Source organism: Klebsiella sp. GG_Kp173, assembly GCF_040062415.1.
In the GTDB taxonomy this organism is placed as follows: Bacteria; Pseudomonadota; Gammaproteobacteria; order Enterobacterales; family Enterobacteriaceae; genus Klebsiella; species Klebsiella quasipneumoniae.
In genome coordinates, this window is sequence record NZ_JBEAFZ010000016.1 from 11,893 (window position 1) to 35,589 (window position 23,697).

The following is a 23,697-nucleotide window of genomic DNA, read 5'->3' on the forward strand; positions in this document are numbered from 1 at the left end:
CCCACAGCCCCCACTACTCTTATAACCGTTAATATTATTAAGCCAACCCAACCTCGTAGCTGTTGTTATTATTCTGGAATATTGCCTATGAACAAACATGTGAATCATGTTGTTAGACGTCTTATCATTTATTTTTTTATTTGTTTGCTGGCCGGAGTCGGCATTACCGGGTTAACCAGCTCTTTTGAGACCAGATTCAACAGCACCTCATCAATACTATTTCCCCTGCTGACCAGTTTTCTGATGGTGTTTCATATCACTATTGCCTGTTTTATGGGCATGAAATACTGGAGCAGCAAGCGTCGCCTGTATCTGACGCCTGTCGCTTTCGGTTTTGCCTGTTCGGCGTTACTGATGCTGGGCACCCTCAGTAGCTATCCGGACTGGCTCAGCTGTAATCCCGCGCCGGTGGTGAAACAAAATGACGCTGTGATATATTATTTCTTTCGCAATATAATGATGGCCGTCTTATTCACGTCGTCAATTATTTTGTATTACTTTCGCCGACGGATCATGCACTCCTTTAAAGCCCATGTAATGACTTTCGCGGCATGTATTGTTTTTACGTTAATGATAATTTTTTTGTCATGGATCTTCTCCAGCCACTCGCCATGGTTGAGCATTAGGTTTATTGACGATCTGAGCCATACTTTTACGCCGCTGTGGCGGAGTATTATTGGCTGGCTGCTGATGGCAGTCTGGTTTATCGCGCTGATTTTAATAATTTGGTTTAGCAAACTGCGCAATATTTTCTGGTACAGCGGCGCTTTTTTTTGCAGCGCATATTTGTTCACCATTTTCCAGCTGCTCTCTGCCGTTGGGGAGCTCGATCAGGCCTGGTATCAGGCGCGTTTTTTTGAAACGCTGTGCACCCTGTTCCTGATCCTGGTGCTGCTGGTAGACGTCTTTATCCTCTATCGCGAGTCTAACCACAAGTATGTCAACTCATACCAGAATTCGATACGCGACCCGCTGACCCGGCTTTACAACCGCAGCTTCTTCTACGATACCCTCAACCAGCAGCTGGCAAAGGTGAAGGCCCAGCATCCGCTGTCGGTGATCATCTGCGACCTCGACCATTTTAAACGCATCAACGATAACTATGGCCACATCGCCGGCGACAAGGTGATCCAGTTTGCCGCCTCGGTGCTGGACAGCCATTCGCGTAAGGATGACGCGGCCGCCCGCATTGGCGGTGAGGAGTTTGCCCTGCTGCTGGTCAACACCGCAGAGGACGAGGCGCAGGCGATCGCCGAGCGCGTCCGCCTGGCGGTCAGCGCCGAACAAACCCCTCTGCCAGAGCGGATGACCATCAGTATGGGCGTGTATACGACCCATGACGGCAGTGTGACAGCCGAAGAGTGCGTCCAACGCGCGGACGAAGCCATGTATGAAGCAAAAAACAGCGGACGTAACCGGGTGGTAATCTGGCGACGCCAGGGCAGGTAAAAAAAGGCCCGGGATAAACCGGGCCGCAAAACGATTAATCTTTTGCCTGGAGATCGAGGATATTTTGTTCAAGTTTACGAATTAAGTGAAGCAACGTTTCCACTTCCTGCTTCGAGACCCCTGCGAGGATTTCATCGCGGGTTTTGCCTATCACCTCTTCCATCTCGTTGATCAGCGGTTCGGCTTTTTCCGTCAGCTTGATGCGTTTGGCTCGCCGATCGCTTGCGCAGGTCTGGCGAGAAATAAGCCCTTTCTCCTCCAGCTGATCGAGCGTGCGCACCAGGGACGGTTGTTCAATACCGATGGCTTTCGCCAGCTGGATCTGCGACTGCTCAGGCGGCAGCTGGTGGATGTTATGCAGCGTAACCCAGTGGGTCTGCGTTAACTCCAGAGGTTTCAGGCGATGGTCGATTAGCGCGCGCCAGACGCGAACTAAACGTGCCAGATCAGAACCAAGTGGCGATTCCAATTTCATCTCCTTATAATTAGCTTGCTAAGTTATTATACTGATTTTAGAATAGTGTGCAGCATTTGAATAATCAAAACAAATGAATTACTTGATTCAACAAAAACCAAAACAATGATTTACACTGTTAAAGAGTAGCACGTCCTGAGGTTATCCCTGTTATGGCAAAGGATTTTTGCTTGTGAAACTGAGTCTTAATTCATCCGGATTGCCGCTGCAGGACCTGGTGTTCGGCGCATCCGTCTATTTCCCTCCGTTGTTCAAAGCCGTCCTGCTAGGCTTCTTTATCTGGCTGTTTTTACATCGCCAGCTGCGTGACTGGATGTATGCGGGCGACATCTGGCATCCACTGCTGATGGATCTCTCCCTGTTCGCGCTCTCGGTCTGTCTGGCCCTGGTGTTACTGATTGCCTGGTGATCTTCCTGTTATGAAAAAATTAAAATATCTTTCAACGCTGTTGGTGGCGGCCATCGCTCTGGTTGCCGCGTGGTTGTTATGGAATTTCTACACTCAGTCCCCCTGGACCCGCGACGGTAAAGTGCGCGCCGAGCAGGTCGGGATCACCCCTCAGGTTTCCGGCAGTATATTGCAGCTGAACGTGGCCGATAACCAGCAGGTCAAGGCCGGTGAGGTATTGTTTACCCTCGACGACACCCCCTACCGCATCGCGGTGCTGAACGCCCAGGCGCAGCTGGCGAAAGCGCAAGCTGAGGTGGCGAAAGCGCAGGCGGAGCAAAGCAAAGCCGCCAGCGAAGCCCGCCGTCGCAGAAACCTGTCGCAAAATGCCATCTCAGCTGAAGACCTTGAAAACGCCAATACCGCCCTGAATACCGCCACCACTACCCTGGCGGCCGCCAGAGCGGGAGTCGGTGTCAGCGAGGCGGCGCTGAAACATGCGCAGTGGCAGCTCAGCCAGACGGTCGTCAAAGCGCCGGTAGACGGCTGGGTGACTAACCTCTCCACCCGGGTCGGCGATTACGCCACCACCGGCCATCCGGTCTTTGCCCTGGTGGACAGCCATTCGTTCTACGTGCTGGGCTACTTTGAAGAGACCAAACTGCGCCATATTCGCATCGGCGATCCGGCGCAAATCATTCTCTACAGCAATCAGCAGACGCTGCAGGGGCATGTCGCCAGCATCGGTCGCGCGATTGTCGACCAGAGCGTGGAACAGGGAACCGGGCTGGTGGCCAATATCAAACCGAATATCCCCTGGGTCCGCCTCGCCCAGCGTGTGCCGGTGCGGATTGCCTTTGATACGTTGCCGGCCGATGTCACTCTGGTCTCCGGTACCACCTGCACCGTCTCGATCGGCGGACAGTGATGAATCTGCAGACCCTGTCATGGCGCACGCTGCCCTGGGTTAAAGCCACCCGACCGCAGTGGCGATACGCGCTACGCAACGGCATCGCCATGTGTCTCGCGTTAAGCATCGCCTACGCACTGGATCTGGATGAGCCCTACTGGGCGATGACCTCCGCGGCGGTGGTCAGCTTTCCCACCGTCGGCGGGGTGATCAGTAAAAGTTTTGGCCGCATTGCCGGCAGCCTTCTCGGCGCCTGCGCCGCCCTGCTGCTGGCGGGCCATACGCTCAACGATCCCTGGCTGTTCCTGTTCAGTATCTCCGGCTGGCTGGCGCTGTGCACCTGGGCCTGCGCCTTGTTCACCAATAACGTAGCCTACGCCTTTCAGCTGGCGGGCTATACCTGCGCCATCATCGCCTTTCCGGTGATTAATATCAGCGACAGCTACGAGCTATGGGTGATTGCCCAGTCGCGCGTGTGCGAAGTCATCGTTGGGATCTTGTGCGGCGGGTTGATGATGATGATCCTGCCCAGCACCTCCGATGGCAGCAATCTGCTGACGGCCCTGAAAACCATGCACGCCCGCCTGCTGGAGCACGCCAGTCTGCTGTGGGTCCCGGAAACGACGGATGCCATCCGCACCGCCCATGAAAGCGTAATTGGCCAGATCCTGACCATGAACCTGCTGCGCATCCAGGCCTTCTGGAGCCACTACCGCTTCCGTCGGCAAAATCCCCTGCTGAACTACCTGCTGCACCAGCAGCTCCGCATGACCAGCGTCATTTCCAGTCTGCGGCGTATGCTGCTGAACTGGCCTGACGCCCCGGCCAATACCCGCCAGGTGCTGGAATCGTTGCTCGCGGAGCTCGCCACCTCCAGTGCTGACAGCTATCACGTCGCCCGCATTCTGGCGCCGCTGGCGCCGCCGCCGGACGCGGATTACCGCCACCTCGCCTTTTGGGCGCGGTTACGCTATTTCTGCCGCATTTATCTGGAAAGCAGCCGCTGGATCCGCCGGGTTGAAAATGCCTCGGCGATCGCCGAGTTCAATGTCCCTTCCGCGCCCGCGCTGGCCCGCCACACCGACCAGGCAGAGGCATTGCTCAACGGCATCCGTACCTTTTGCGCGCTGGTGGCGATTGGCGCGTGGGGGATCAGTACCCAGTGGACCAGCTGCGCGGCGGCCCTGACCCTGGCCTCCATTTGCTGCGTGCTCTATTCGGTTTCCGCCTCGCCGTTTCGTTCGTTGACGCTGCTGATGCAGACCCTGGTGCTGCTGTCGCTGTTCAGTTTTGTGGTGAAATTTGGCCTGATGGTGCAGATAACCGACCTGTGGCAGTTCTTGCTGTTTCTGTTCCCGTTGCTGACCACCATGCAGTTACTCAAGCTGCAGTGGCCAAAATTTGCCGGCCTGTGGGGGCAGCTTATCGTCTTTATGGGCTCGTTTATCTCCGTCACCAACCCACCGGTTTACGACTATGCGGCCTTTTTTAATGACAATTTAAGTAAGATTGTCGGCGTGGGCTTTGCATGGCTGGCCTTTGCGGTGCTCAGTCCCGGCTCGGACGCCCGTAAAGGTCGACGCCATATCAGAGCGTTACGGCGTCACTTTGTCGATCAGCTCAGCCGCCACCCCCAGCACAGCGAGCACGAATTTGAATCGCTGGTATATCACCATGTCAGCCAGCTCAGTCAGAGCCAGGATGCGCTGGCTCGCCGCTGGCTGCTGCGCTGGGGGGTGGTATTGCTGAACTGCTCCCACGTGGTCTGGCAGCTTCGCGAGTGGGAAACGCGCTCCGATCCTCTCGCCCAGGTGCGCGACCTGTGTATCAACCTGCTGCGCGATGTGATGAGCGAGCGTGGCGTGCAGCAGCGGCCGCTGGCCTCCACGCTGCAGGAGCTGCTGCGGATCTGCGAAGTTCTGAACCACCATCATCAGCCGGCGGCCCGGGAGCTGGCCGCCGCGATATGGCGACTGTATTGCGCGCTGTCGCAGCTGGAACAGGCTCCGGTCGCCGGAACGATTGGCGAAAAGATTACTTAATCACCCCGCAGGCAAACCGTTCGCCGCCGCCGCCCAGCGGCTGCGGACTGTCGGCCATATTATCGCCGCCGACATGAACCATCAGCGCTTTGCCTTTCACTTTCGCCAGCGTTTTCAGACGCGGAGCGATAATCGGCTGGTCAGCCACACCCGCGTCGTTGACCACCAGCAGCGGTAGATCGCCAAGATGCCCGGTGCCCAACGGCCCTTCATGTTTACCGGTATGTTGCGGATCGTAATGTCCGCCCGCCGCTCCGGCGGCTACGGCTTTGCCCTCTTTCATCGCCGGCTGGCAGCTGCCTTCAGCATGAATATGAAAGCCGTGCTTGCCCGGCGGTAACGCCCGCAGATTAGGAGCAAATTCGAGTCCGCGGTCGGTTTCGGAGATTTTTACACTGCCGATGGATTGACCAACGCCCTGGCTGGTCACGAGATTAAGTGGCACATCTTCACTGACGGCCTGCGCGCCAGCGCAAAATGCGAGGGAAAGGATAGCGAGAATACATCGTTGCATAACACCTCCGGATGGCTGTCTCTCTGTTAAGTGTAAACCAGGAACTGCTTTCCGGAGGTGAAATGCCCGTTACGGCACGTCGTAACCGAGCGCGGCTTTGCGGATACGGAACCACTGCTGGCGGGTCATACTCAGTTTTTCGGCCACAATCGCCGAGCGCACGCGCTCAATTTTACCCGAGCCGATAATCGGCAGCGGCTGCGACGGCAGGCGCATCACCCAGGCGTAAACCACCTGCTCGATGCTGTCGGCGTTGAGCTCGTGGGCCACCTGGGCCAGCTCGTCGCGCAGCGGCTGAAAGCCCTCTTCATTAAACAGGCGGCCGCCGCCGAGGCAGGACCAGGCCATCGGACGAATACGCAGCTGCTGCAGCTGATCGAGGGTACCGTCAAGCAGCAACGGCTGATGCACTGGCGAGATCTCCACCTGGTTGGTGGCAAGTGTAAACGGCAGGCGCGACTGCAGAAGGGTGAACTGGGCAGGGGTAAAGTTCGAGACGCCGAAATGACGTACCTTGCCGCTGTGGTGCAACGCGAGGAAGGCTTCAGCCACCTCGTCGGCGTCCATCAGCGGATCCGGCCGGTGGATCAGCAGCAGATCGAGATGGTCCGTTGCCAGGTTGCGCAGCGATTGCTCAGCGCTGAGCACGATGTGGTCCCGGTTGGTAATGTAGTGACCGATGGTGTTTTCAGCGCGCGCCCGGGTGGCAATGCCGCATTTGCTGACAATCTCCATCCGGCTACGCATGTGCGGCGCCAGCTTCAGGGCTTCACCAAAGGCGGATTCGCACTGGTAATCGCCATAGATATCGGCGTGATCGACAGTGGTAATGCCTAAATCAAGATGCTGTTCGATAAAGCCGACCAGCTCGCCTGGCGACATTTTCCAGTCCATCAGACGCCAGTAGCCCATCACAAAACGCGAAAATTCCGGCCCCTGGGGAGCCATAGCAATACGCTGAACCATAACCGCTTCCTCAATAAAAAAGTGCTCTGAGTATACGTAATTTTTGGCTTAAAACAGTGAGGGTTGCTGCGGTTCTTCCGCCGCCTCTGGTCTGTTCGCGCGTATTTTGCGCAGCAGGCGTTGACGGCACAGACGCAATACCTCCTGTTTCTGCGCATCGCTCATCGTTTGCCAGTTAAAACGCTCCTCACGGCTACGGAAACAGCCGCGACAGTAGCCGCGCTCATCGGTCTGACAAATTCCCCGGCACGGGCTCTGCACCGGGAAAAACTCTAACTGCTCTGCCACCACACGCCTCCTGTCCCCTCATCTCCTTTCATTGAAGACGTTTCCCTGCGCCGACGCAAATTTTGTTCACTCCGTGCTGCGCCAGCTAACATTTTTGCGCTAAGTCTTGCATTAGACCAATCGGTCTACTACAGTGTGCGCCATGAACAGACACAGCGATTGCGATACTCGAGAACATATCCTGGCCACCGGTGAGCGGCTATGCATGCATCGCGGCTTTACCGGCATGGGCTTGAGCGAACTCCTGAAGACGGCGGAAGTGCCCAAGGGCTCTTTCTATCATTACTTTCGCTCTAAAGAAGCCTTCGGCGTCGCCTTGCTTGAAAACCATTACGCCGGATATCTGCAGCGGCTGGTCGATCACTTCGCCCATGGCGAGGGCAACTATCGCGATCGGCTGCTGGCCTACTATCAGCACACGCTGAATCAGTTTTACCAGCAGGGGATTATTAGCGGGTGTCTCACCGTCAAGCTGTCGGCAGAGGTTTGCGATCTGTCGGAAGACATGCGCACCGCCATGGACCACGGCGCCAGCCAGATCATCGCCCTGCTGGGCGACGCGCTGGAGAAAGGGCGTCAGGAAGGCAGTCTGACCTTTGACGGCGAGGCCAGGACGCTGTCGCAGGTACTCTATTCCCTGTGGCTCGGCGCCAACCTGCAGGCCAAAATAACGCGTAGCGCAACGCCGCTGGAGAGCGCCCTTGCCCACGCGAAACAGATTATTGCGGCGCCTGCTGTATAACAGGCGTTTTTATTTCATCAGTTCCTAGACGACCGGTCTACTCAGGAGTCATTATGTCGGAATCAAAATTATTCACCCCGTTGAAAGTCGGTGCCGTCACCGTCCCTAATCGCGTATTTATGGCTCCACTGACGCGTCTGCGCAGCATCGAGCCGGGCGATATCCCTACCCCGCTGATGGGCGAATACTACCGTCAGCGCGCCAGCGCCGGGCTGATCATCACCGAAGCGACGCAGATTTCCGCCCAGGCCAAAGGCTATGCCGGCGCGCCAGGGCTGCACAGCCCGGAGCAGATTGCCGCCTGGCAGAAAATCACCGCCGGCGTTCACGCGGAAAACGGCCATATCGCCGTGCAGCTGTGGCACACCGGACGAATTTCCCATAGCAGCCTGCAGCCCGGCGGCGCCGCACCGGTAGCGCCGTCTGCGCTGAGCGCCGGCACCCGCACCTCGCTGCGCGACGAAAACGGCCACGCCATCCGCGTCGACACCTCGATGCCTCGCGCTCTGGAAACCGAAGAGATCCCGGGGATCGTCGATGATTTCCGTCAGGCGGTGGGCAATGCCCGTGACGCCGGTTTCGATCTGGTTGAACTGCACTCAGCCCACGGCTATCTGCTGCACCAGTTCCTCTCGCCGTCGGCGAACCAGCGTACCGACCAGTATGGCGGCAGCGTGGAAAACCGCGCCCGTCTGGTGCTGGAAGTGGTCGACGCCGTGAGCAAAGAGTGGAGCGCTGACCGGATTGGCATCCGTGTGTCGCCGATTGGCAGCTTCCAGAATGTGGATAATGGCCCGAATGAAGAAGAAGACGCGCTGTATCTGATTAGCGAGCTGGCGAAACGCGGTATCGCCTATCTGCACATGTCCGAGCCGGACTGGGCGGGCGGCAAGCCGTATAGCGAAGCTTTCCGTCAGAAAGTTCGCGACCGCTTCCCTGGCGTGATCATTGGCGCTGGCGCCTACACCGTTGAAAAAGCCAACGACCTGATCAACAAAGGGCTGATTGATGCCGTGGCCTTTGGCCGCGATTACATCGCCAACCCGGATCTGGTGGCCCGCCTGCAGAAAAAAGCGGCGCTTAACCCGCAGCGCCCGGAATCCTTCTACGGCGGCGGCGCGGAAGGCTACACCGATTATCCTACGCTGTAATCCCTCCATTGATAGCGGCGACGTATCGCCGCTATACTCAACGCTCTGATCTAGCAAATAAACTGCATAGGGGACATTATGCGCTTACTCCACACCATGCTGCGCGTTGGCGACCTGCAACGTTCTATCGACTTCTATACCAACGTGTTGGGCATGAAGCTGCTGCGCACCAGCGAAAACCCGGAGTACAAATACTCCCTCGCCTTCGTCGGCTACGGCGAAGAGAGCGATACCGCGGTGATCGAACTGACCTACAACTGGGGCGTGGACAGCTATGAGCTGGGCACCGCCTACGGTCACATCGCGCTGAGCGTCGACAACGCCGCCGAAGCCTGCGAGCGGATCCGCCAGAACGGGGGCAACGTCACCCGTGAAGCCGGGCCGGTAAAAGGCGGCACCACCGTTATCGCCTTCGTGGAAGATCCTGACGGTTACAAAATTGAGCTGATTGAAGAGAAAGACGCCGGCAAAGGGCTGGGCAACTAACCCCTCCCGACCATAGCGTCTTTATTTTCATCGCTCGCCCGGGCGCTGCGGCGCCCGTTGTTTTCACCCCTGCCTGCTGCAAGCCGTGGCAAAATTTGCCATAATGCGCGCTACTTTTTACCAGCTAAGAGAATCTGATGTCCGAGAACGCTCAACTGAATGGTCTGTGCGACCGTTTCCGCGGTTTTTATCCAGTGGTGATTGATGTTGAAACCGCAGGATTTAATGCCAAAACCGACGCCCTGCTGGAGATCGCCGCCATTACGTTGAAGATGGATGAGCAAGGCTGGCTGATGCCCGATGAAACGCTGCATTTCCATGTTGAACCTTTCGAGGGCGCCAATCTCCAGCCCGAAGCGCTGGCCTTTAACGGGATTAACCCGCACGATCCAGAGCGCGGCGCCGTTAGCGAATACGATGCCCTGCATGCCATCTTCAAAATGGTACGCAAAGGGATGAAAGAGAGCGACTGCAGTCGGGCTATCATGGTGGCGCACAACGCCACATTTGACCACAGCTTCACCATGACCGCCGCCGAACGGGCGGGGCTAAAACGCAACCCGTTCCATCCGTTTGTCACCTTCGACACCGCCGCGCTGAGCGGGCTGGCGCTGGGCCAGACGGTGCTGTCGAAAGCCTGTATTGCCGCGGGGATGCCGTTCGACGGCGCGCAGGCCCATTCCGCCCTCTACGATACCGAGCAGACGGCGCAGCTGTTTTGCGAGATAGTGAACCGCTGGAAGCGTCTGGGCGGCTGGCCGCTGCCAGTAGCGACGCCGGAGTGATAAAAAAAGCGACTTCCAGGAAGTCGCTTTTTTACTGACAGCGGGAATTATTCCGCTTTCGGCTCGTCAGTGTGATATTTCGCCGCGGTCTCTTTGATCAGCTGCTGCAGTTCACCGCGCTGGTACATTTCGATGACGATATCGCAGCCGCCCACCAGTTCACCGTCCACCCACAGCTGCGGGAAGGTCGGCCAGTTAGCATATTTTGGCAGCTCAGCGCGGATATCCGGGTTCTGCAGAATATCAACGTAAGCGAAACGTTCGCCACAGGCGGACAGCGCCTGAACGGCCTGAGCGGAGAAACCGCAGCTTGGCAGCTTCGGCGAACCTTTCATGTACAGCAGGATCGGGTTTTCAGCGATTTGGCGTTGGATCTTTTCTAAAGTCGAGCTCATTGTCGTGCTTCCTTAAACTTCTTTCTACGGCAGTAACTTGTCATTGTAGCGCCCCCGAGGGCAGGACCGATAATAACATTTTTTTCACTATTCATATTTTATCTTCTGTTGCGCGAAGTTGCCTTAAAAATATCATTTTGACGCCGCGGGCAGGCGCGCGTTGCGCATTTTCTGTGCGAGGAGGTCAATGTCTGACGCGTTTTCATGCAATCGTTAACCAATCGACATTTTTGATACAAAAGAATATTAACTTTCCGGGTTTTTATGCTTTAGAATCGTTCCGGTTTGTCATTCATCGTCAGGCATTTGTACATGTCTGTAATTAATCAGGGGATTGCTCAGTGGCGCGGCTAAACAAAATCGCGATATCGCTCTGTGCATTACTGTTCACATCTATCTCATTCACACCACTGGCTCAGGCTTCAGGGCATACGCACGCCTCCGCCTCGCCAAAGGCGTTGCCCGCGAAAAGCGGCTCAGAGCGCAAGAAAAAAGCAACCAGTCAAAAAAGTAAAACCACCGCTAAAACCACCAGTAAAAAGTCCTCGAGCACCCGGCTCCCTACCCGTACTACCGCAGCAAGCCAAACCGCGCTTCATCGTCAGGCCGTCGGCGCCACGAAAAAATGCGTGCTGCGTAAAGGGTATAAAAAGCAGTGCGCGAAAACGGTGGCCGCCAGCGCCGAGCCTACCCTGGCGTTGAACAGCGTCAAAAGCAAATGCGTGGTGCGTAAGGGCTATAAAAAGCGCTGTAAACCCGAGGCCAGCGAAGCGAATCTGACGATCGCCGATGCGCATAAAGTCCGGGTGCAAAAAGCGCAGAGTACCGCCATGAACAAACTGATGGGCCAGCTGGGTAAACCATATCGCTGGGGCGGCACCTCCCCGCGCACCGGGTTCGACTGCAGCGGGCTGGTCTATTACGCCTACAAAGACCTGGTCAAGATTCATATCCCGCGTACCGCCAACGAAATGTACCACCTGCGCGATGCGCGCCCGGTCGATCGTGACGAACTGCAGAGCGGCGACCTCGTCTTCTTCCGCACCCGCGGACGCGGCACTGCCGACCACGTAGGCGTTTACGTCGGCAACGGGAAATTCATTCAGTCACCGCGCACAGGTCGCGATATACAAATCACCTCCCTGAGCGAAGATTACTGGGTTCGCCATTACGTCGGCGCCCGGCGCGTCATGACCCCGAAAACCATTCGCTGATCCCGGTCTGCCGCTACGGCGGCAGCCCTCTTCACCTGCCCGTTCTCCGCCCCTACCGTCAGGGGAAACTGCATATTCGCCTCTGTGACCGGCGCTTCCCGACGATAGCGGGTGGGCGACATGCCAAAGTGACGGTGAAAGGTGCGGCAGAATGCCGCCTGCCCGTCGTACCCCAGACGTTGAGAAATACTCTGCATCGAGGCCTCGGTCTGCGTTAAGTAGATTGTCGCGATGGTCATCTTCCGTCGGCTGACGTAGCTCGCCAGCGTACAGCCGGTCACCATGGCGAATTGCCGCTGGAAATACCAGTGCGAGTAGCCGGACTTTTTCGCTATCGCGCTCACCGGCAGGGTGTCAAAAATATGTGCTTCGATCCAGTCAACGATCCCCTGCACTACCGGGATCATTTTCGGGCTTACCACTTCATCTGTTTTTGCCATCGTAGCCATCCTGTGGAAATTGCTGCCGGCGGCTATATTTGTCATACAAATATAAAAATAGACAATGAATTATTGGCATAGCGGCGATTACCTGAAAGCATAGCATCATTAATTAATTGATTTAGAATGCTTATTTCCACTCAGGCGCTTGCGCTGCAGGGATCTTCGAATGACGTGCTGAGAAATGAACCATCGCGGCGAGAGAATGTAGACCCTGCCCCCTTTAACTTATATATTTTTGCAACATCTACGGGCGTCTTACGCTCTGCTCCGCAGAATACGGTTAAGCCTTCGGCAGTTGCGCCTGTGATAATAGCCTTTATCGTTGTAAGGCTTTTCACTGCCTGCGGCAAATGTTAACATTCTCAATACAATAACAGGCCGGGACGCGACAGCGTCGGCCGGTCAGCACTCGATTCAGGTGAAAACCTCATCTTGTCAATGTGAGATAAAACAAAAAAGTTATAAGGAGAGTAGCAATGTCGTTTGAATTACCTGCATTACCATATGCAAAAGACGCCCTCGCGCCGCACATTTCCGCAGAAACCCTGGAATACCACTACGGTAAACACCACCAGGCGTATGTCACTAACCTTAACAACCTGATCAAAGGCACCGCATTCGAAGGGAAATCGCTCGAAGAGATCGTGCGCACCTCTGAAGGCGGGGTTTTCAATAACGCGGCGCAGGTGTGGAACCACACCTTCTACTGGAACTGCCTGGCACCGAACGCCGGCGGCGAACCGGAAGGCGAGCTGGCTGCCGCTATTGCCAAATCCTTCGGCAGCTTCGCTGAGTTTAAGGCCAAATTTACCGACGCCGCGGCGAAAAACTTTGGAGCTGGCTGGACCTGGCTGGTCAAAAATGCCGACGGCAGCCTGGCTATTGTCTCCACCAGCAACGCCGGTACCCCGCTGACCACCGACGCCAAGCCGCTGCTGACCGTTGACGTCTGGGAACACGCTTACTACATCGACTACCGCAACGCCCGTCCAAGCTATCTGGATCACTTCTGGGCGCTGGTTAACTGGAAGTTTGTTGCCGCTAACCTGGCCGCATAAACGACAAACCGCAGCTGGGTCCCCCCCGGCTGCGGTTTTTTTAGCGCTTTCCCACCCGTTTATGACTGACTGGCAAAGGCCTCTTCCGGCTGCGCTCGTCCGCTAAACCAGACCAGCAGCAGCGCCAGACCGGCAATGATCGCGCCCATCACCGGCACAAAAGCGTATCCCAGTCCGCCGGAGATCACCGCCCCGCCGGCGGCGGCGCCCAGCGCGTTGCCAAGGTTGAACGCCCCGATATTCACCGAAGATGAGAGCCCCGGCGCCTCATGCGCCACGCGCATCACTCGCATCTGTAGCGGCGGCACCACCGCAAAGGTGGCTGCGCCCCAGACGATCATACTGATGGCCGCACCCGCCTGGGATTGCGCCAGCAGCGGGATCGCCAGCATGATCGCCATCAGCAGCAGCAGAAAGCCTTTCAGCGTGCCGGAGACCGACCGGTCGGCGAATTTGCCACCCAGATAGTTGCCCAGCGAAAAACCAACCCCAATCAGCACCAGCATCGCGGTAATAAACAGCGATGAAGCATGGGTCAGCGTATTTAGGACCGGCGAAATGTAGGTATACAGCGTAAACATCGCCCCGGCGCCCAGCACGGTGGTCAGCAAGGCTGAGAGCACCTGCGGCCGTAACAGGACCGAAAGCTCTTGTTTGACATCCGGCCGCTCGCCCGCGCTGCCCTTCGGCAGGGAGAACCACAGGCTCACCATTGCCAGCAGGCCTAACCCCGCGGTGGCGAGGAAGGACATCCGCCAGCCGATGGTTTCCCCAAGCCAGGTCGCGGCAGGCACGCCGCCGATATTAGCGATGGTGAGGCCCATAAACATGGTGGCCACCGCGCTGGCCTGCTTGTGCCTGGGCACCACGCTGGCCGCCACCACCGACCCCAGGCCAAAAAAGGCGCCGTGGTTGAGGCTGGTAATAATGCGCGACAGCAGCAGCGTAGTGTAATCCGGCGCAATGGATGACAGCAGGTTGCCGACGGTGAAGATCCCCATCAGAAAAATCAGCGCATTGCGTCGGGCGCGATGCGACAGCAGCAGAGTCATCAGCGGCGCGCCGACCATAACGCCGATGGCATATGCACTGATCAGCATTCCCGCCACCGGTATTGAAACGTCCACGCCTTTGGCAATCACCGGCAGCAATCCCATTGGGGAGAACTCGGTGGTACCGATGCCAAAGGCGCCGATCGCCAGCGCGAGTAAAGGAAAGTTGATTTTCATTCAATGACTCCATCAGACCGTCAGGAAGGACGGCATAACATCAGAAGCCAAAAGCATGACATCAATCACAAAAAAACAAAAGTGAACGAAATGACAAAAGATTTTTGCAGAATTGATAATAATGGCGGGATACGGGGAGGAAGCCGCGCTCCTCCCTCATTGGAGCATTAGTGCAGAATGGCGGTCAGGCTGAATGCGACGATCACGCCGAGAGCAATAATCGTGGTGATCAGCGAAAACTTTAAATTGGTATCCATCATTTTTCCCTCTTGTTATCCCCACACCAAAAGTGAGCTTGCTCATTTTTGCACAAAAAATCGCAAAAATCTTCCGGGATTTAGGGCGATGCACATTTTTGCTCTTCCACTTTGCCCCAAGATCGGACAAAATCCCACGCTAATTTAAAAGCGTATCGGCCATTGACCCCTTCCTGTCGTTCTGTGTCGTTTTCCCGACGTGATGCAATGTTGAAAATTGTATTCAGGGTGTGTGTAGGCAAACGTTTACGTATCGATGATCAGGCGATCAGGTCAAGGCATGGAGTGAGATGTAATGGCAACTATTAAAGATGTAGCGAAGCGCGCAAACGTTTCCACTACAACTGTATCACATGTAATTAACAAAACCCGTTTCGTTGCCGAAGAGACGCGTAATGCGGTATGGGCGGCGATTAAAGAGCTGCACTACTCGCCGAGCGCGGTGGCCCGCAGCCTGAAAGTCAATCATACAAAATCGATTGGCCTGCTAGCGACCAGTAGCGAAGCCGCCTATTTCGCTGAAATCATTGAGTCCGTGGAAAAGAGCTGTTTCCAGAAAGGCTATACTCTGATCCTCGGCAACGCCTGGAACGACCCGGAAAAACAGCGTGCCTATCTGTCGATGATGGCGCAAAAACGCGTCGACGGTCTGCTGGTGATGTGTTCGGAGTATCCGGATTCCGTCCTGAGCATGCTGGAAGAGTACCGCCATATTCCGATGGTGGTGATGGACTGGGGCGAAGCCAAAGCCGACTTTACCGATGCGGTGATCGATAACGCCTTCCAGGGCGGGTATATCGCCGGACGTTACCTGATTGAACGCGGTCACCGCGAAATCGGCGTGATCCCGGGCCCGCTGGAGCGCAACACCGGTGCGGGGCGACTGGCCGGCTTCATGCAGGCGATGAAAGAGGCGCATATCAGCGTGCCGGAAAACTGGATTGTACAGGGCGACTTCGAGCCGGAGTCCGGCTACCGCGCCATGCAGCAGATCCTCAGCCAGCAGCACCGTCCAACGGCGGTCTTCTGCGGCGGCGACATTATGGCGATGGGCGCCATCTGCGCCGCGGATGAAATGGGGCTGCGCGTGCCGCAGGACATTTCGCTGATCGGTTATGATAATGTGCGCAACGCCCGCTATTTCAGCCCGGCGTTAACCACCATTCATCAGCCGAAAGATTCGCTGGGCGAAGCCGCGTTCAATATGTTGTTGGATCGTATCGTCAACAAGCGCGAAGAGTCGCAGTCTATCGAGGTGCATCCTCGGCTGGTCGAACGCCGCTCAGTGGCGGATGGCCCGTTTGTCGACTATCGTCGCTAAAGCATTGGCGGGCGCGGATCACTCCGGCGCCCGCAGCCACTCCCGATTCAACGTGTCGCTGTCCCCCAGGTAGTCCAGCATCCAGTTTAACGCCGGTGAAGCATCATTCTGCTGCCAGGTCAGACAGCAGGCCGCATCCGGAAACGGATTTTCCAGCGCCAGCGCGGTCCACTCACCGCGATCCACCCATGGCCGGGCGAAATGGCTTGGCACCATGCCGACGCAGAGCCCTGCCGACAAACAAGTGGCTGACGATTCCCAGTCGGGGACCACCACCCTCTTCTGGTTATCCAGCAGCCACGTTGTCCTTTTGGGCAATGAACGCGAGGTATCCTCCCGCACCAGCGACGGCCAGTTGCGCAGAACATCATCGCTCAGCGGACCCGCCATCTTCGCCAGTGGGTGATCGCTCGCCACCACGCAGTCCCAGCTCAGCATCCCCATATCGCGGAACGCGTAGCGCCCCCCGACAGGAATAGAACGCGTTGCGCCAATCGCCAGCTCCACGCGGCCGTCGGCCAGTGCATCCCATACGCCGTTGAACACTTCCTGGAAAACGATCAGTTCGACGTCGGGAAAATGGCGATAGAAATCCACGATCATCTGGCGCATCCGCGCGGGTTTCACGATATCGTCCACCGCGATTGACAACTGCCCGCGCCAGCCGTTAGCGATTTGCTGGCACTGCTGGCGGGTGATCTGCATTTTTTTGATAACAGAGCGCCCTTCCTGTAAAAACCAGACCCCGGCAGGGGTCAGCTCCACGTCACGATGACGGCGCTCAAACAAGGGGACGGCCAGCCACTCTTCGAGCTGACGCACGGTATAGCTGACGGCGGAAGGCACCCGGTGCAGCTCCTGCGCCGCCGCGCTGAAGCTGCCGTTACGGGCGACGGCATCAACCACTTCCAGAGAGTATTCAGACCACATTTTCTGCCTGCAAAATTTTTGAATGCATGTGACAAATATTAGCGTTTCACAAGCCACCATGCACTCCCTACACTCTGCGGCATCGTACCTGTACTCCAAAAATGAGAACGTTATGTCACAACCTGGGAAAGGATTTTTAGTCTGGCTGGCCGGCCTGAGCGTGCTGGGCTTTCTGGCCACCGATATGTATCTGCCGGCATTTGCCGCCATGCAGCAGGATCTCAACACCTCCGCCGCATCCATTAGCGCCAGCCTGAGCCTGTTCCTTGCCGGCTTCGCGCTGGGCCAGCTGTTCTGGGGGCCGCTGTCGGACCGCTACGGGCGCAAACCGGTGCTGCTGAGCGGCCTGGCGATTTTCGCGGTCGGCTGCCTGGGGATGCTGTGGGTGCAGAACGCCACTCTGATGCTGGCGCTGCGCTTTCTGCAGGCGATTGGCGTCTGCGCCGCGGCGGTCACCTGGCAGGCGATGGTGACCGATTACTATCCCGCCCAGCGCACCAACCGCATCTTCGCCACCATTATGCCGCTGGTAGGGCTGTCCCCTGCGCTGGCCCCGCTGCTGGGCAGCTGGCTGCTGGTGCATTTCGAGTGGCAGGCCATCTTCGCCACCTTGTTCGCCATCACCCTGCTGCTGATGCTGCCTGCCCTGCGCCTGAAAGCCGCCGCTAAGTCGGCCACTGTGACTGAAAAGAAAATCACTTTTCTCGCGCTGCTGCGCTCCCGGGAATACAGCGGCAACGTCCTGATCTACGCCGCCTGTTCCGCCAGCTTCTTCGCCTGGCTTACCGGTTCGCCGTTTATCCTTCATGAGATGGGCTACGGCCCAACCGCTATCGGGTTGAGCTATATCCCGCAGACCATCGCTTTTCTGGTGGGCGGTTATGGCTGTCGCGCGCTGCTGCAAAAATGGTCCGGACAGCAGATGCTACCTTGGCTGCTGGTGATCTTCGCCGTCAGCGTCGCCGCCACCTGGCTGGTGGGTCTGCAAACGCATGCCTCGCTGGTGGCGTTAATGATCCCGTTCTGCCTGATGGCGGTAGTCAACGGCGGGATCTACCCTATCGTGGTCGCTCAGGCGCTGAAGCCTTTCCCGCAGGCAACCGGCCGCGCGGCGGCGCTGCAGAACACGCTCCAGCTTGGCCTGTGCTTCCTGACCAGCCTGTTAGTTTCCGCGCTGATCGCCACGCCGCTGCTGACCACCACCAGCGTGATGCTGGTCTCTATTTTGTTAGCCGGAGTGGGTTATCGACTGCAGCAGACGCCAGAGCTGGCGGCCCACTCTTCCCACGCCTGACGCCCGTCGCCAGAGCCCGGACCAGTGATTAGCACGCTAAGATATTTTTATTGAAAGCCAGTACTTAGCGTCCTATACTGGATCCGGGTTCACATAAATAAAAAATATTTAACAGATTAACGGATGCAGGATGCCTCCGTTTCACCATGGAAGGCCTTTCGGCAAGGGTTATCTCCCTTCCTCTGTTCTACGTCGGATAGCGACTTCACGGATTATCCGTGAGATTTCTCACAAAGCCAAAAAAGCGTCTACGCTGTTTTAAGGTTCTGATCACTTGGGCGTGATGGAGAAGCTATGAGTTCATCGTGTATAGAAGAAGTAAGTGTACCAAATGATGACTGGTACCGGATTGCAGCTGAATTGTTGGGCCGTGCGGGAGTTGAAATCAACGGCTCCGCGCCGTCAGACCTGCGGATTAAAAACCCTCTTTTTTTTAAACGCGTATTGCAGGAGGGGTCGCTGGGTTTAGGCGAAAGCTATATGGACGGCTGGTGGGACTGCGAGCGTCTGGATATATTCTTCCATAAAGTGCTCCGCGCCGGGCTGGAAAAACAACTCCCTCATCATTTCAAAGACACACTCCGCATCGCAGGCGCTCGCCTGTTTAACCTGCAAAGTAAAAAACGCGCCTGGATTGTCGGCAAAGAGCACTATGACCTCGGCAACGATCTTTTCAGCCGGATGTTGGATCCCTACATGCAATATTCCTGCGGTTACTGGAAAGAGGCGCAGACCCTCGAAGCCGCACAGCAGGATAAGCTGGATCTCATCTGCCGTAAGCTGGAGCTCGAGCCAGGCATGCGAGTGTTGGATATCGGCTGCGGCTGGGGCGGTCTTGCCGAATATATGGCGCGAAATTACCAGGTGAGCGTTGTCGGCGTGACCATCTCCGCCGAACAGCAAAAGATGGCCCAGGCACGCTGCGATGGCCTTGACGTAGAGATTCGTCTTCAGGATTATCGCGATCTGCACGACAGCTTCGACCGCATTGTCTCCGTCGGCATGTTCGAGCATGTGGGTCCCAAAAATTACGCCACCTACTTTGAGGTCGCCGATCGTAATTTAAAACCCAACGGCCGCTTCTTACTGCACACCATCGGTTCCAAAGTCACCGACCATAACGTTGACCCGTGGATCAATAAATATATCTTCCCCAACGGCTGCCTGCCGTCGGTACGGCAGATCGCCGATGCCAGCGAGAAGCACTTTGTGATGGAAGACTGGCACAACTTCGGCGCCGATTACGACACCACCCTGATGGCCTGGTATGAGCGTTTCCTCGCCAGCTGGCCGGAAATTGCCGATAACTATTCAGAGCGTTTCAAACGCATGTTCAGTTATTACCTGAACGCCTGCGCCGGCGCCTTCCGCGCCCGCGACATTCAGCTCTGGCAGGTGGTGTTCTCGCGCGGGGTTGAACACGGACTGCGCGTCGCCCGTTAAAACACAGTCCCCCGCTCACCGGCGGGGGATTTTTTTTCAGGCTTCACTGACCTTTGCCGCCATCTCTTTCGCCGCCAGCACGCGTTCGACCGTATCGACAACCGCCTGGGTTTGCGGGTCGATCTCGATATTGACGCGGTCGCCCAGCTTTTTCGCCCCCAGCGTGGTCCGCTGCAGCGTCTCCGGAATAAGATGCACGCAGAATCGGGTTGCCGTCACCTCACCTACCGTCAGGCTGATGCCATCGATACCGATGAATCCTTTATAAAGGATATATTTCATCAGCGTCGGGTCCTGTACTTTAAACCAGATCTGACGGTTATTTTCGGAAGTGAGGATCTTCACGATTTCCGCGGTGGTCATAATATGGCCGGACATCAAATGCCCGCCGATTTCATCACTGAATTTCGCCGCCCGCTCGACGTTAACTTCATCCCCGACCTGAATATCGCCAAGATTGGTAATCCGCAGCGTCTCTTTCATGAGATCAAAGCTGATGCGCGCGCCGTTGATGTCGGTCACCGTCAGACAGCAACCGTTGTTGGCTACCGATGCCCCGGTTTCGAGCCCCTCCAGCATATGCGCCGGCAGCTCCACCACGTGGGTGCGAAAATTGGGTTTATCATCAATGGAGACCACTTTCGCGGTTCCCTGAACAATACCAGTAAACATGTTTGGCTCCTGTTGAAAATCATGACGGTATCATTACCGTTTTCGCTATCGGGAACAATAACAGGAGGGCTGAGCGGTTGCCAGCGCGCTTCGTGCCTCGACTCTTTTTTCACTGGCTTAATGGCTAATCCTCGCTACAATAGACTGGAATTTCCTCATTTTTATCCCCTTGCTGCCAGTTACGGCGGCTTTTTTAGTCTCAAAATAACAACAATACAAAGGTGTTCACGTGCAGAAGTATTTCATTGAAGCGCGTCAGTTATTAGCTCTGGCTATACCCGTCATTCTTGCGCAGGTAGCGCAGACGGCGATGGGTTTTGTCGATACCGTGATGGCGGGCGGCTACAGCGCCACCGATATGGCCGCGGTGGCCATCGGAACCTCCATCTGGCTGCCGGCCATTCTCTTCGGCCATGGGCTGCTGCTGGCGCTGACCCCGGTGGTGGCGCAGCTTAACGGCTCCGGGCGTCGGGAGCGTATCGCGCCGCAGGTGCGTCAGGGCTTCTGGCTGGCGGGGCTGGTCTCGGTGCTGATCATGGTCGTGCTGTGGAATGCCGGGTATATCATCAGCTCCATGCATAACATCGATCCGCTGCTAGCGGAGAAAGCGGTTGGCTATCTGCGCGCGCTGCTGTGGGGGGCGCCGGGCTATCTGTTCTTCCAGGTCGCCCGTAACCAGTGTGAAGGGCTGGCAAAAACCAAGCCCGGAATGGTCATGGGCTTTATCGGTTTACTGGTCAACATTCCGGTGAACTACATCTTTATCTATGGCCATTTCGGCATGCCAGAGCTGGGCGGCGTCGGCTGCGGCGTGGCGACCGCCTCCGTTTACTGGGTGATGTTTGCCAGCATGCTGTGGTGGGTGCGCCGGTCGCGTTCGATGCGCGATATCCGCTGCGCCGAGGGCTTCAGCGGCCCCGATTTCGCCGTCCTGCTGCGGCTGGTGCAGCTGGGGCTACCCATCGCCCTGGCGCTTTTCTTCGAAGTGACCCTGTTTGCCGTCGTCGCGCTGCTGGTCTCCCCGCTCGGGATCATTGACGTCGCCGGCCACCAGATTGCGCTGAACTTCAGCTCGCTGATGTTCGTTCTGCCGTTGTCGCTGGCGGCCGCGGTCACCATTCGCGTCGGCTTCCGCCTCGGCCAGGGCTCAACGATCGATGCCCAGGTTTCCGCCCGTACGGGTGTGGGCGTGGGCGTCTGCCTGGCGGTGTTTACCGCTATCTTTACCGTGCTGATGCGTAAGCAAATTGCCCTGCTGTACAACGATAACCCGGAGGTGGTGATGCTGGCCTCGCATCTGATGCTGCTGGCGGCGGTCTACCAGATCTCGGACTCTATTCAGGTGATCGGCAGCGGTATCCTGCGCGGCTATAAAGATACGCGGTCTATCTTTTTTATCACCTTTACCGCGTACTGGGTGCTGGGTTTACCCAGCGGCTACCTGCTGGCCCTGACCGACGTGATTGTCCCCCGCATGGGGCCGGCCGGCTTCTGGTGCGGATTTATCATCGGCCTGACCTCCGCCGCTATTATGATGATGCTGCGGATGCGTTTTCTGCAGCGCCAGCCCTCCAGCATCATCTTACAGCGCGCCGCGCGCTGATCCTGCCAAAGCCCGCCACCCCGGCGGGCTTTTTCTTTCTTCAGTTATGTTCCGACGTTGTACATTCCGTTACTCCCCGACACCAAAGACTCACTGATGAGCGCCCCGGAGATGCATATAGTGTGGCCAACAGCCCCGCAGTGGGGTTACTCAGGAAACCAATTCGAGGATTTCAGCATGAAAAAAGTATTAGCTCTGGTTGTTGCCGCTGCTATGGGTCTGTCATCTGTTGCTTTCGCAGCCGACGCCGCGACCACCACCCCGGCTACCGCAGACAGCCACACCACCGTTCACCACAAGAAACATCACAAAGCGGCGGCGAAACCGGCAGCCGAACAGAAAGCCCAGGCAGCGAAGAAACACCATAAAGCGACGACAAAACCGGCCGTAGCGCAGAAAGCCCAGGCAGCTAAAAAGCACCATAAAGCCGCGGCGAAACCGGCCGTAGCGCAGAAAGCCCAGGCGGCGAAGAAGCACCATAAAGCGGCGCACCACGCAGCCAAACCGGCGGTACAACCGGCGGCATAACGGTCAGGCGTTAAGGTAATAAACCGGCGCTGAATAGCGCCGGTTTTTTTTCAGGAGGACATCATGCTGCAACGCTATCGCTTCGAATTGCTGTTGGTTATGCTCATCGTCTGCGCGCTGTTTACCCTTCGCTTGATGTTTAAATAGCGGGCTGCTGAACCCATTTACGGGCCGGCGGCGTATAGTCGCGGAAACCGGCGATAATCTCCTCTGGCGAAGCAGCAAACGGCAGCATCTCCGCGTAGCGCGGGTGCATAAATCCTTCCCGTACCATGTTATTGACCATCGCCTGCAGCGGATCGTAATACCCCTTGATATTCAGGAATGCGCACGGTTTTTCATGGATGCCCAACTGCGCCCAGGTCCACTGTTCGAAAATCTCTTCAAGCGTCCCCGCTCCGCCCGGCAGAGCAATAAAGCCGTCGGCCAGCGCCGCCATTTTGGTTTTCCGTTCGTGCATATCCTCCACCACATGCAGCTCCGTCAACCCGCGGTGGGCAATTTCCCGCTCCACCAGGCCGCGCGGCATTACGCCGATGACCGTGCCCCCGGCCTCCAGCGCCGCATCGGCAACCGCCCCCATCAAGCCAACTTTGCCGCCGCCATAGACAACAGCCAGTCCCTGCTGCGCCAGCATGTGGCCAACCCGTCGGGCGGTTTCGAGATACAGCGGATGTTCGCCAGCTGAAGAACCGCAGAAAATACCAATCGATTTCATCTTCCTTATTACTCCTCTCTTCTGGTGGGCGATAATTTAACACAACGGCAACCCTTACGCGCAGGGTGAGACCGGCAAAGAAAAGAGAGGCGAGGCGCCTGCTGGCGAAGAAATATCCTTGTGGTTCAGTAAAATATCGCCGGAGTGGGTAAAAGATCCGCAATCGCATACAATGTACAAGAAAAGTGACGTTTACCTCTTGCCACATCCCCTGCCTGCCGCTAATATGCGTCCCCGTTGTCACCACAACATTGCGTTCGTAGCTCAGTTGGTTAGAGCACCACCTTGACATGGTGGGGGTCGTTGGTTCGAGTCCAATCGAACGCACCATTATGCGTTTATAGCTCAGTTGGTTAGAGCACCACCTTGACATGGTGGGGGTCGTTGGTTCGAGTC

26 protein-coding genes and 1 tRNA gene are annotated in these 23,697 nt (G+C 56.8%); 16 read left to right on the plus strand and 11 right to left on the minus strand.

The window, feature by feature from the left end; translation table 11 throughout:
• Positions 1 to 87: 87 nt before the first annotated feature.
• On the plus strand, positions 88 to 1,449 hold the full coding sequence (locus tag ABLU50_RS09480) for a GGDEF domain-containing protein (protein ID WP_087833013.1): 1,362 nt from the start codon (positions 88 to 90) through the stop codon (positions 1,447 to 1,449).
• Positions 1,450 to 1,483: 34 nt separating this feature from the next.
• On the opposite strand, the gene slyA is transcribed toward ABLU50_RS09480, so the two are convergent.
• Complete coding sequence (gene slyA, locus ABLU50_RS09485; protein WP_017901090.1) at positions 1,484 to 1,924, minus strand: transcriptional regulator SlyA; 441 nt, start codon at positions 1,922 to 1,924, stop codon at positions 1,484 to 1,486.
• 172 nt (positions 1,925 to 2,096) lie between these two features.
• On the opposite strand from slyA, the gene ABLU50_RS09490 reads away from it, so the two are divergent.
• The 3 genes from ABLU50_RS09490 to ABLU50_RS09500 are packed head-to-tail and all read left to right on the plus strand — an operon-like array spanning position 2,097 to position 5,264.
• The gene (locus ABLU50_RS09490) at positions 2,097 to 2,333 is read left to right on the plus strand and encodes a DUF1656 domain-containing protein (RefSeq protein WP_004202868.1); all 237 of its coding nucleotides are present in this window, start codon (positions 2,097 to 2,099) and stop codon (positions 2,331 to 2,333) included.
• Between the two features lie 10 nt (positions 2,334 to 2,343).
• Complete coding sequence (locus ABLU50_RS09495) at positions 2,344 to 3,240, plus strand: HlyD family secretion protein (protein WP_017901091.1); 897 nt, start codon at positions 2,344 to 2,346, stop codon at positions 3,238 to 3,240.
• Positions 3,240 to 5,264 (plus strand): FUSC family protein, encoded by a 2,025-nt coding sequence (locus tag ABLU50_RS09500; protein ID WP_004202870.1) that lies wholly within the window; start codon positions 3,240 to 3,242, stop codon positions 5,262 to 5,264. Before ABLU50_RS09495 ends, ABLU50_RS09500 begins: the two co-directional genes overlap by 1 nt.
• Here ABLU50_RS09500 and sodC read toward each other — a convergent pair.
• From sodC to ABLU50_RS09515, 3 genes are all read right to left on the minus strand, one after another.
• Positions 5,257 to 5,778 (minus strand): superoxide dismutase [Cu-Zn] SodC, encoded by a 522-nt coding sequence (sodC, locus tag ABLU50_RS09505; RefSeq protein ID WP_087833012.1) that lies wholly within the window; start codon positions 5,776 to 5,778, stop codon positions 5,257 to 5,259. The genes ABLU50_RS09500 and sodC overlap by 8 nt on opposite strands.
• Positions 5,779 to 5,847: 69 nt before the next feature.
• Positions 5,848 to 6,744, minus strand: a complete 897-nt coding sequence (locus ABLU50_RS09510) for an aldo/keto reductase family oxidoreductase (protein WP_087833011.1) — start codon at positions 6,742 to 6,744, stop codon at positions 5,848 to 5,850.
• Between the two features lie 48 nt (positions 6,745 to 6,792).
• Positions 6,793 to 7,035, minus strand: coding sequence for a DUF1289 domain-containing protein (locus tag ABLU50_RS09515; RefSeq protein ID WP_017901094.1), 243 nt, complete (start codon positions 7,033 to 7,035; stop codon positions 6,793 to 6,795).
• Positions 7,036 to 7,174: 139 nt separating this feature from the next.
• Here ABLU50_RS09515 and ABLU50_RS09520 point away from each other — a divergent pair, with 139 nt between their 5' ends.
• The 4 genes from ABLU50_RS09520 to rnt all read left to right on the plus strand — a co-directional run bounded on the left by ABLU50_RS09520 (position 7,175) and on the right by rnt (position 10,196).
• On the plus strand, positions 7,175 to 7,774 hold the full coding sequence (locus ABLU50_RS09520; protein WP_087833010.1) for a TetR/AcrR family transcriptional regulator: 600 nt from the start codon (positions 7,175 to 7,177) through the stop codon (positions 7,772 to 7,774).
• A gap of 53 nt (positions 7,775 to 7,827) precedes the next feature.
• A complete protein-coding gene (locus ABLU50_RS09525) occupies positions 7,828 to 8,925 on the plus strand; it encodes an alkene reductase (RefSeq protein ID WP_004202878.1) in 1,098 nt (365 codons plus the stop codon).
• A gap of 78 nt (positions 8,926 to 9,003) precedes the next feature.
• Complete coding sequence (gloA, locus tag ABLU50_RS09530) at positions 9,004 to 9,411, plus strand: lactoylglutathione lyase (protein WP_004202879.1); 408 nt, start codon at positions 9,004 to 9,006, stop codon at positions 9,409 to 9,411.
• Between the two features lie 137 nt (positions 9,412 to 9,548).
• A complete protein-coding gene (rnt, locus tag ABLU50_RS09535; protein ID WP_004202881.1) occupies positions 9,549 to 10,196 on the plus strand; it encodes a ribonuclease T in 648 nt (215 codons plus the stop codon).
• A gap of 47 nt (positions 10,197 to 10,243) precedes the next feature.
• Here the strand turns inward: rnt and ABLU50_RS09540 are convergent, their stop codons facing one another.
• Positions 10,244 to 10,591: a Grx4 family monothiol glutaredoxin gene (locus ABLU50_RS09540; protein WP_002907768.1), complete on the minus strand. Its 348-nt coding sequence runs from the start codon at positions 10,589 to 10,591 to the stop codon at positions 10,244 to 10,246.
• Positions 10,592 to 10,932: 341 nt separating this feature from the next.
• On the opposite strand from ABLU50_RS09540, the gene ABLU50_RS09545 reads away from it, so the two are divergent.
• Positions 10,933 to 11,805 (plus strand): C40 family peptidase, encoded by an 873-nt coding sequence (locus ABLU50_RS09545; RefSeq protein WP_004189707.1) that lies wholly within the window; start codon positions 10,933 to 10,935, stop codon positions 11,803 to 11,805.
• Here ABLU50_RS09545 and ABLU50_RS09550 read toward each other — a convergent pair.
• On the minus strand, positions 11,760 to 12,245 hold the full coding sequence (locus tag ABLU50_RS09550) for an AraC family transcriptional regulator (protein ID WP_023318438.1): 486 nt from the start codon (positions 12,243 to 12,245) through the stop codon (positions 11,760 to 11,762). The genes ABLU50_RS09545 and ABLU50_RS09550 overlap by 46 nt on opposite strands.
• 479 nt (positions 12,246 to 12,724) lie before the next feature.
• On the opposite strand from ABLU50_RS09550, the gene sodB reads away from it, so the two are divergent.
• Complete coding sequence (gene sodB, locus ABLU50_RS09555; RefSeq protein ID WP_004202885.1) at positions 12,725 to 13,306, plus strand: superoxide dismutase [Fe]; 582 nt, start codon at positions 12,725 to 12,727, stop codon at positions 13,304 to 13,306.
• Positions 13,307 to 13,365: 59 nt separating this feature from the next.
• Here sodB and ABLU50_RS09560 read toward each other — a convergent pair whose 3' ends face one another.
• Positions 13,366 to 14,535 carry an MFS transporter gene (locus ABLU50_RS09560; RefSeq protein ID WP_004202887.1) on the minus strand — a complete coding sequence of 390 codons (1,170 nt, stop codon included), beginning with the start codon at positions 14,533 to 14,535 and terminating at the stop codon, positions 13,366 to 13,368.
• A 167-nt stretch (positions 14,536 to 14,702) separates the two neighbouring features.
• Positions 14,703 to 14,795, minus strand: coding sequence for a YnhF family membrane protein (locus tag ABLU50_RS09565; RefSeq protein ID WP_002907776.1), 93 nt, complete (start codon positions 14,793 to 14,795; stop codon positions 14,703 to 14,705).
• Positions 14,796 to 15,087: 292 nt separating this feature from the next.
• Here ABLU50_RS09565 and purR point away from each other — a divergent pair, with 292 nt between their 5' ends.
• Entirely contained in the window at positions 15,088 to 16,113 is a 1,026-nt protein-coding gene (gene purR, locus ABLU50_RS09570) for an HTH-type transcriptional repressor PurR (RefSeq protein WP_004202888.1), read from the plus strand.
• Positions 16,114 to 16,131: 18 nt separating this feature from the next.
• Here the strand turns inward: purR and punR are convergent, their stop codons facing one another.
• Positions 16,132 to 17,043, minus strand: coding sequence for a DNA-binding transcriptional activator PunR (punR, locus tag ABLU50_RS09575; RefSeq protein ID WP_004202889.1), 912 nt, complete (start codon positions 17,041 to 17,043; stop codon positions 16,132 to 16,134).
• 112 nt (positions 17,044 to 17,155) lie between these two features.
• On the opposite strand from punR, the gene punC reads away from it, so the two are divergent.
• A complete protein-coding gene (punC, locus tag ABLU50_RS09580) occupies positions 17,156 to 18,337 on the plus strand; it encodes a purine nucleoside transporter PunC (protein ID WP_057215627.1) in 1,182 nt (393 codons plus the stop codon).
• A 294-nt stretch (positions 18,338 to 18,631) separates the two neighbouring features.
• Entirely contained in the window at positions 18,632 to 19,780 is a 1,149-nt protein-coding gene (cfa, locus tag ABLU50_RS09585; RefSeq protein ID WP_049093860.1) for a cyclopropane fatty acyl phospholipid synthase, read from the plus strand.
• Between the two features lie 36 nt (positions 19,781 to 19,816).
• On the opposite strand, the gene ABLU50_RS09590 is transcribed toward cfa, so the two are convergent.
• Entirely contained in the window at positions 19,817 to 20,452 is a 636-nt protein-coding gene (locus ABLU50_RS09590; RefSeq protein WP_004202894.1) for a riboflavin synthase, read from the minus strand.
• A gap of 229 nt (positions 20,453 to 20,681) precedes the next feature.
• Between ABLU50_RS09590 and mdtK the strand changes: the two genes are divergently transcribed.
• Both mdtK and asr read left to right on the plus strand, forming a co-directional pair.
• On the plus strand, positions 20,682 to 22,055 hold the full coding sequence (gene mdtK / locus ABLU50_RS09595; RefSeq protein WP_004202895.1) for an MdtK family multidrug efflux MATE transporter: 1,374 nt from the start codon (positions 20,682 to 20,684) through the stop codon (positions 22,053 to 22,055).
• 177 nt (positions 22,056 to 22,232) lie between these two features.
• Entirely contained in the window at positions 22,233 to 22,583 is a 351-nt protein-coding gene (gene asr, locus ABLU50_RS09600; protein WP_348864690.1) for an acid resistance repetitive basic protein Asr, read from the plus strand.
• A gap of 139 nt (positions 22,584 to 22,722) precedes the next feature.
• Here asr and ABLU50_RS09605 read toward each other — a convergent pair whose 3' ends face one another.
• Positions 22,723 to 23,301, minus strand: coding sequence for a TIGR00730 family Rossman fold protein (locus ABLU50_RS09605; protein ID WP_004202897.1), 579 nt, complete (start codon positions 23,299 to 23,301; stop codon positions 22,723 to 22,725).
• A 253-nt stretch (positions 23,302 to 23,554) separates the two neighbouring features.
• Here ABLU50_RS09605 and ABLU50_RS09610 point away from each other — a divergent pair.
• Positions 23,555 to 23,631, plus strand: a tRNA-Val gene (locus tag ABLU50_RS09610).
• Positions 23,632 to 23,697: the final 66 nt, after the last annotated feature.

Coding starts and splice junctions, on each gene's coding strand:
- ABLU50_RS09500 (WP_004202870.1), top strand. CDS start 3,240: ATGAATCTGCAGACCCTGTCATGGCGCACGCTGCCCTGGGTTAAAGCC.
- ABLU50_RS09525 (WP_004202878.1), top strand. CDS start 7,828: ATGTCGGAATCAAAATTATTCACCCCGTTGAAAGTCGGTGCCGTCACC.
- punR (WP_004202889.1), bottom strand. CDS start 17,043: ATGTGGTCTGAATACTCTCTGGAAGTGGTTGATGCCGTCGCCCGTAAC.
- ABLU50_RS09540 (WP_002907768.1), bottom strand. CDS start 10,591: ATGAGCTCGACTTTAGAAAAGATCCAACGCCAAATCGCTGAAAACCCG.
- ABLU50_RS09560 (WP_004202887.1), bottom strand. CDS start 14,535: ATGAAAATCAACTTTCCTTTACTCGCGCTGGCGATCGGCGCCTTTGGC.
- purR (WP_004202888.1), top strand. CDS start 15,088: ATGGCAACTATTAAAGATGTAGCGAAGCGCGCAAACGTTTCCACTACA.
- ABLU50_RS09495 (WP_017901091.1), top strand. CDS start 2,344: ATGAAAAAATTAAAATATCTTTCAACGCTGTTGGTGGCGGCCATCGCT.
- sodB (WP_004202885.1), top strand. CDS start 12,725: ATGTCGTTTGAATTACCTGCATTACCATATGCAAAAGACGCCCTCGCG.
- gloA (WP_004202879.1), top strand. CDS start 9,004: ATGCGCTTACTCCACACCATGCTGCGCGTTGGCGACCTGCAACGTTCT.
- ABLU50_RS09565 (WP_002907776.1), bottom strand. CDS start 14,795: ATGATGGATACCAATTTAAAGTTTTCGCTGATCACCACGATTATTGCT.
- slyA (WP_017901090.1), bottom strand. CDS start 1,924: ATGAAATTGGAATCGCCACTTGGTTCTGATCTGGCACGTTTAGTTCGC.
- punC (WP_057215627.1), top strand. CDS start 17,156: ATGTCACAACCTGGGAAAGGATTTTTAGTCTGGCTGGCCGGCCTGAGC.
- rnt (WP_004202881.1), top strand. CDS start 9,549: ATGTCCGAGAACGCTCAACTGAATGGTCTGTGCGACCGTTTCCGCGGT.
- ABLU50_RS09510 (WP_087833011.1), bottom strand. CDS start 6,744: ATGGTTCAGCGTATTGCTATGGCTCCCCAGGGGCCGGAATTTTCGCGT.
- ABLU50_RS09520 (WP_087833010.1), top strand. CDS start 7,175: ATGAACAGACACAGCGATTGCGATACTCGAGAACATATCCTGGCCACC.
- ABLU50_RS09480 (WP_087833013.1), top strand. CDS start 88: ATGAACAAACATGTGAATCATGTTGTTAGACGTCTTATCATTTATTTT.
- ABLU50_RS09590 (WP_004202894.1), bottom strand. CDS start 20,452: ATGTTTACTGGTATTGTTCAGGGAACCGCGAAAGTGGTCTCCATTGAT.
- ABLU50_RS09550 (WP_023318438.1), bottom strand. CDS start 12,245: ATGGCAAAAACAGATGAAGTGGTAAGCCCGAAAATGATCCCGGTAGTG.
- ABLU50_RS09605 (WP_004202897.1), bottom strand. CDS start 23,301: ATGAAATCGATTGGTATTTTCTGCGGTTCTTCAGCTGGCGAACATCCG.
- cfa (WP_049093860.1), top strand. CDS start 18,632: ATGAGTTCATCGTGTATAGAAGAAGTAAGTGTACCAAATGATGACTGG.
- asr (WP_348864690.1), top strand. CDS start 22,233: ATGAAAAAAGTATTAGCTCTGGTTGTTGCCGCTGCTATGGGTCTGTCA.
- sodC (WP_087833012.1), bottom strand. CDS start 5,778: ATGCAACGATGTATTCTCGCTATCCTTTCCCTCGCATTTTGCGCTGGC.